Raw genomic sequence first — 7487 nt, forward strand, 5'->3', positions numbered from 1 at the left:
TGTTTTTCTCTTACCAACGTTCTGTCGCAAAATCAACCAATTTACAGATAAAGTTTATACCCTCAACCGGAGAAATTTTTAAGAAATTTAAATATGGTCCTCGCAGGTAGAACGGTGGATACCATCTATATTCTTCAATTAATTCGTAATGTTCAGTAATTCTACTTTCTCCGTGCCACCTCTCTCTCGGCTCTTCAATCAATGCTGCTAATAAAATTTCTGTGCCTAAACGAGGATTGTGTTTGAAAATGGGAAACAGCGATGGTCCTTCTAAACACAGTGTACGAAAAGTATCATCGACCCTGTCCATCGGTCCTAACGGCCATGGTAAACGTTTTTTAGGACGTGGCGGCCAAGAAGACGCCGGTTTACTTTTAGAATGATCAACTTCATTTTCCAGCTTTGTCTTGTTTGTTACCCGTCTGCTAATTCTTAGACATAAAGCTGCTACACCATCCGGATTTTCTCTGTAGCCTAATAAAAAGGCTTTATAAACCGGTTCCAAAATTTTTTCATCTATAAAAGTCCTGTTCTCTTGTAAAGAGAAAATTTTTTCAGCTGCCTGCAAACTGAGATCAGATGCTTCTTTCCTTAAGGAAAAATTTGTTGGTGTTTTATCCAGCCATATTGAAGAAATCTTTACTACGTTAACCAGATTGTACTCTAACGCTGTTACAGATTCTTCAGATAAAAATTTCAACATGCCAAACCAATACTCTGTAATTGGTATTCTATAATAGGCGGATGCATGTTTTTCAGTCATGCCGATTTCCTTTGCCATTGAGATGACATTCGCATCGGGCTTGGTAGCTCTCAACAAGAACAGATTGGTAATCCGTTTTAATAGGGTGCATTCATTCTCATAAAGGATTGTTTTATGCAAAACGAGCAAAGAGTACGAATTAGGAGCAAAGAAAAATGACTCTAATAGGAGATCCTGCACTAAAAGGTGCTGAGGCGAATTATTACTAAATAGGTTAAATGTTTTTTGCCATAATGTTCCGCTTTGTTCCTGCTCTAATAAATGTATACCGTACAACCTGACGGCCCTCGCCCATAGTGGCGATGTAAAATCCTTGCCTTGTAAAAAGTCCGGCAGATTCCCATTATGCGATTTTATAAGCTTATACCTAGCCCAATCACCAAATAAGTCATGATTGAAATAGAGTTTTTCGTGTTGTAACCTCAGGAATCCTAATAATTTCAAATTATCAGCAGGCTTTAACTCCGTAACCGGAAAGGCATGTATACTAACGCCAACGCTTAAATCGTCCGCTTGTAGCTCTGCTAAACGCTTCAAAAAATAACTTAACTGCAAACCTTCACTCTTACTTTCAATCTCCTCTGACCATACAAAATCAATCAGATGACTTTCCCCCAAATTATTAGTAGATGAGATAAAGGATATGCTTTTTATATTCCGTATTAATTTATCAAGCAGCTTTAAATTATTGAAAATACGTCCTGAAGAATTAGCAAACAATATTGGATGTAATTCAGGAAAGGATATAGCAATTGGAATTAGTTCCTCTACAGTTAGTTCAGGAATATCCAAGCTTTCAAAATTTGTACTGAATAGATTAAATCTTGTAACAAAGTCTTCTACTTTGGAGAGCTGGTCTGAAGGGCATGTAAAAATAACTTTCCACGAAGATGACTCAATCAATGCCTTTTTTAATATTGTAGCAAGCTTTGTTAACTGGTGTGCATGAAAAAGGCGTTCTATACCATCAACGAATAGGTAAGATTCTATCCCCGAAACTTCTTCAATTAGCTCTGTTATGGAATTAGTTAGTCGCAGACTTGTTTCTATAGTTTCAAAATCAAAATCACTGCTATCAAGCCAAATCACACTAGTCTCCTTAAGTTTTTTTTCTGCAAACATTTTTGCCAGATTTGTTTTACCACTGCCGCTTATCCCCTGAATAATCAATCCTTTATTTCCTAATAACTTTTGCTCAAGCTGAGTAAGCAAAGTGCTTCTGTCAAAAGTGACTTGATTACCCAACTTATCTGGTATAAAAGAAAGTCTATCTATTGTGTTGTCTGTAATTTTCTTCCAATCCAACTCATGCGCTAGTCTATGATTTAGCGAAAAATCAGTACTTAAGATTTGTAGAAGCTTCTTGCGATCTAAGCTGCCACCTTTAGGTGCCACTTTTCTGGGTAATAAACACAAAGCATCATAAAGCTTTTCTGCCTGTGCCTGACTTTTATCCCTTAAAGCGTTTTTACACAATTCAATACACCTTGCTTCATCTCTCGATGCTATTCTTTCAACATCCATCTCCAGATGTAAAAAGCATTGAAGAATATTGCCTGTGTCTTCTGCTTTGATTTTATAGATATTTGCTAATTGGGACGGGCAATAAAAGCTTTTATAAAGTTTCCGAGCAGATTTTGAATATGCATTAGCAATAGAGATTCGCCTATGTAAAGTGGAAGAATCCAAGTAGGTTGCCTGCTGCAAAAGAGTATTTAAATCCGTTGATATGGCTGGTGAAATTGGGGCTTCTATCAAACATAGCTTATCTAAGTCCTTGCCAAATACATCAGTGTTATAATGTAAGTATTGTTCCCACAAAAGTTGATTGATATCCTTCGGACAGCCATTCGAGTTGAACTGACGATTGCTTTTTATGGATACTGCAATATGACGGGATTGCGAAGAATTTTGTAGAGTAAGCAAAACGTCATCAAATAACCATCCGTCTGGTCTTACTTGAAGTCCTACCGCCAATATAAGACCAAATGGCTGTCCGAACGGGAGTGTCTCAGATAACATACACGCTAAGAAGTAAGCAACTACCTTATCTTCATAATAAACACCACCTTGACCAGTTTGTTTCGCTGTTGAGACTTTTCCCACTTTTTCCTTTTTAACTAATAAAGTTAGTTTTTATTTAGCTTTGGATATGCTTAATAGTTTTGATTTAGATGAAATGGACTTGCCATCAACAAATCCAAACGAGGAACTTGAAACAATTTCAAATCACTTCTTTAAACCCCTATTCGATGTTAAGAAGTTTGAAATCCATTCAATTGAGTTTAGGGATAAAGGGGTAGATTTTCAAATTGAAATAAAAAAAGCAGCGAAACATACCAATTTTCACTTCGCTGTTCAATTGAAAGCTACTGACAGTAAAGAGGTCAACAAAGATGGAAGTATAAGTTTACAACTCTACACCTCAAACATCAATTATTTACTTAATAATACGATGCCTGCATATTATGTTTTGTTCTATAAACCCACTGAAGTCTTTTATTACGAAAATCTAAATGATTTTGTAAAAGATCTAAGTGAAAAGGATTCTGAATGGCAAAAACAGAAAAGCCATAACCTTCGGTTTTGTAAGAAGTTAACTAATCAGGTAATTGAAGTAATATATACAACAACAATAAAGAAGGGATTACTTCATAGAAAGGTGAACGAGAAATTGATACTTACGACTAGTTCTTTGCCCGTTAATGACAAGATATTAATTGGTAAGGACCTAAATGTGGTAGAAGATTCTCAGATTAGGAACTTGGTAGAGGAGATTGGCTTCACACTTATTAATGAAGGAAAGTGGAATGAGATAATTTCAGTTAACAAGAAAGCCTCTGGAGGTGTATCAACTACAGCAAAATATAACCTTATATTGGGTATAGCAAATTATTATAGTGGTGACCTAATAAATTCACTGTCTTTTCTCAAGGAAACCATAAAGCTACAGGTTGAACTTCCTCCCGAATTAAAAACGCTTTTGAAATATTTTGAAGCAAGTGTAAAAAGCTCATTAGGGCTAATTACTGAATCTGACTACCAGAAAAGAATGGATGACCTGGAGAACGCAGATACTGTAGGATTGTATATAAAGTTGGAAAAGGTTAAAGCTGAATACTATAATTCCTTAGAAAAAGACTCGGAAGAGAAATATGACCAATTACTCAAAAATATAAATGAGATTATTAATGATTCAAATGCAGATGATGGGATTAAAGTAAATGCGAAGTGTGAGCTAATTTTAATTACAGGTTCAAAAAACAATTGGGATTATGTAAAATCAGTAGCTCAATTAAATGCTGCAGAGGCATTTATGGGGGTTAACCAAAAATTGAGAGTTGAATGTGCCAAACAATTTACAAGGTCAAAATCTGTATGGTTTAAAGACATTCAGACTTTCAAGGAAGAACTCTTACGGAGTAAAAATTATTTTGTTTATTATAACGTCTCTATAAACGAAGCGAAAGTAATATATGAAATGATTGTTTTCACAAGTTTGATATCTGCTAGCCAAGCGATGCCTGATCCCCCCTCTCCTGAAACACAAGAGAACCGACAAATGATTAATAGCCTCTGCAAAAAGGTAAATGATGCTATTGACTTCTATAAACATATTGGACATATTGAAAATGAAGTGGTGGCTTTATCGACCAAATATGAACTTCTCCATTACATTAAGGACTTTGAAAATGCTAATGCAACTCTTATGCAAGCCGAAAACTTAATTGATGCCTATGAGTTGTTTGATAAAGGAAGAAGAATTAAACATTTAAAAAGTAATGGAACAACTCATCAAAAATTTAAAGTGTGGATTGAAGAAGTTTGGAACCAGGTAAATAAAACTACAGCAGAATATGAAGAAATGGTTGCTAAAATGGATGAAATGGATGAACAGGAGAGAAAAGAAAAGGCTCGATTGCAAGATTGCTTGCACATACACCTATTCCCTATTGGCTTCTTTATGTTCCCCAGGAGCAAAAAAGAAATTGTCTATAAAATATTAAATATCAAAGATGAACAGGTAAAGGGAAATTATGACAGAATGTTTGAACTGGTTATACCAGTTGCAAATATTTATTACAATGAAATAACGCAGGAAGGTTTCTCAAACGGGAAATTAGCTGACAGAGGTATTGAAAGTTGGAGGAACATTTATAGGATAAGAAAAGCTTTTTTTGAGAACAAGTTTTATAGAGAAGAAAGAATTTATTGAATTATAAATTGATTGTGAATTTTAAAACACGTGTTCTTTAAGGTGTTCCTGCAGGGCACTTTGAAGAAAAAGATAAAGTACATATATAATGCCCTCACCCATGGTCATCTTATTTAGCGGATAGCTGAGCAAGGATCTTTTCGATTATCAATACCTTTTCTGTAAGCGCTTAAGCGGAACCCAAATTCTTCGAGGTGTTAGCGATAGCGCACCTCGAAGTAATGAATAAGGATGATTCTTCAGCGTCATTAATCATTAAACCTCAACTCCGGTCCGTGCCTTCATGAATTGCCCAGAATATTCCTCTACCGGTTAGTATGCCCATTGAGAAATGAGGGCAGATGGATGAATATCCATAATCCAACTTTGTATGAGTAATGCTGGTGATTACGTTAGTTAGGACATAATTCGGGAGCATCGTATGTTGCTTCGGTATGTGCTGGCGATCATACCTCAAAGAATGTAAAGTTATCCTGTAATAAAAGTTTCAACGCTTCTCCTTCTGCCAAGTAAAAACGGGAGTGGAAGCTGACCAATAGCTGGATTGGAAAAAGAGTCAAACCATTTTAAAATAATTTGCTTGGTCATTTGAAAGAATATTTCTGTATAATCATTTTCATTATTTTGAATTGGATTAAAGCTGAGCATACTTCCTTTATCCTGTAATAATAAATCAAGCCCGTGCGCTACTGTTGACCTTATTCCATATAGATTGCTTTTAACTTTATCTAATTCCTTATTTTGTTCAGGATAAAACTTATCTAGAAATTCTTTAAAAGTCCTGCTTATTTTATATTTCAACTGTCCACACACATCACACCTTTCACTTTGTTTTGGAAGTATTGTTTCTATCGCTATAGAAAGGCACAGCGCAACTAAAGATTTTGAGGTGTGCATATTATTCTGGGCTTGATATAACCAATAAGAAGATTTTATCATTGATTCTTTTATGTCTTCTTGATTAAATTCGAAGTATTGTTTTAAAACTTGGTCTGTGTAATTAGCCAAAGAGAAAAATTCCATACCTACTCGTATGTTTCCCCATTTTAAATATTCATTATCCTCAATAATCGGAATTTTTTCAAGTCCGTCAATTTCCGTCAATTTCATAGATTCATGTTTAAACTTTTTATCGTAAAATAATAGTTGAGCATGTTTTATTTCAGATCCACCTTCTTTGTTCGGAATACTAACCCATTCACTTCTAACAGATCCCTCATACTTATAAATATCAAACCTTATTAGAATTTGCAACAAGAAAAATAATTCATTCAGTTTTACTTCTTTCCTATATAAATCCAATGACCTGTTTTTAGATCCCATGTATTTAAACTCAAGTACAAACGGATGTCTGTTGGATGCTCTTCCCAATTTTAAATATTCTGATGAAATCTCTCTGATTTGTAGCTCGTCTGAAAATCTATAATATCCTTTCACTGGCACGGTTGTAAATAAGTAACTATATCCATATTTATATACTTGATTTAAAACGCTATTGTTTATATCCTCTACTATATTTGTTATCACTTTATCTTCCAAAGCTTCTATTTCTACATTCTTTATCCTTTTTGAGCGCAAGCTATAACTGAGATAAATAGAGGCAGTATTATCTTTCTTATACACTATTGTTTCATCATCAATTTGATGGTAATTATTAAAATATGCAGTTAATACAAATTCAACTTCATCAACTTCTAAATTCATAAGGGCTTTTTGTAATTCGCTTTTCATGAAAGTTGTTTTAGATAAGTATAAAAGTATATCCATTCTTCAAGATTAAGCGATGCTGCAAGGCATATTGAAATGGCATAAAAACTACAATATGCAAGTTGCTGAAAATCAACCCTCAAAATTATAGTTATAAAGAGTGTTAGCGATAGCGCACCTCGAAGTAAAGGATAAAGACGATTCTTCAGAATCATCCCAGGTTCAGTATAGAAGATGGGCTTGCCACCTCCTTTAAACGGCTATTCCATTTCAGTCGGTGCCTCACCAAATCAATAACAAACAGGCTCCTTTCGCCAGCAGTTCCCGCGCATTGCCAAACACTGGAAATACAAAAAAGCGAATGAAAGTAAGTTGATTATAAATAGGTATAATTTCTTTGGTTTATTGTTGAGTTCGTATAATATTTGTGTTGTGCGTCATGCAGAAGACCTTTATCCAAATCATTGACAAAAATATTAGTGAGATACTTAACTTATTTGATCAGCACTTGCTTATTGGTGTATTCTTTTTCATGCAAAACAAAACAAGAAAATGGAAGTCCTTGTTTTCAGCCATATACCATTAAAAATCTTTTTAAAAACTATGATAGTTCAATATTTATGATAGAGAAAGATGGTGAAAAGACAGCAATTTGGGACACATTAAACAATGAGAAAGTGTATCCACCCCTTATAAACTGGACAAAGTTTGAAAAACAGTTTGACTTTTTTGCTGGTGTTGGTATCCAAAGATAGCCGGCTTTTGGTTATTAAATATTTTATCCACTAAACGGCTCTCTTC

3 protein-coding genes are annotated in these 7487 nt (G+C 34.6%); 1 reads left to right on the forward strand and 2 read right to left on the reverse strand.

From position 1 onward, the window contains the following. Positions 1-10: 10 nt before the first annotated feature. The gene (locus tag FC093_RS22725; protein ID WP_137264115.1) at positions 11-2869 is read right to left on the reverse strand and encodes a P-loop NTPase family protein; all 2859 of its coding nucleotides are present in this window, start codon (positions 2867-2869) and stop codon (positions 11-13) included. A gap of 46 nt (positions 2870-2915) precedes the next feature. Here FC093_RS22725 and FC093_RS22730 point away from each other — a divergent pair, with 46 nt between their 5' ends. Next, the gene (locus FC093_RS22730; RefSeq protein WP_137264116.1) at positions 2916-4979 is read left to right on the forward strand and encodes a DUF4365 domain-containing protein; all 2064 of its coding nucleotides are present in this window, start codon (positions 2916-2918) and stop codon (positions 4977-4979) included. 468 nt (positions 4980-5447) lie between these two features. On the opposite strand, the gene FC093_RS22735 is transcribed toward FC093_RS22730, so the two are convergent. Then, positions 5448-6710: a HEPN domain-containing protein gene (locus FC093_RS22735; protein ID WP_137264117.1), complete on the reverse strand. Its 1263-nt coding sequence runs from the start codon at positions 6708-6710 to the stop codon at positions 5448-5450. Between the last annotated feature and the right edge of the window lie 777 nt (positions 6711-7487).

The organism is Ilyomonas limi (assembly GCF_005233845.1).
Classification (GTDB): Bacteria; Bacteroidota; Bacteroidia; order Chitinophagales; family Chitinophagaceae; genus Ilyomonas; species Ilyomonas limi.

What these genes read in the sequence shown, in the direction of transcription:
- FC093_RS22730 (WP_137264116.1), top strand. Translation starts at nt 2,916, where the DNA reads ATGCTTAATAGTTTTGATTTAGATGAAATGGACTTGCCATCAACAAAT.
- FC093_RS22735 (WP_137264117.1), bottom strand. Translation starts at nt 6,710, where the DNA reads ATGAAAAGCGAATTACAAAAAGCCCTTATGAATTTAGAAGTTGATGAA.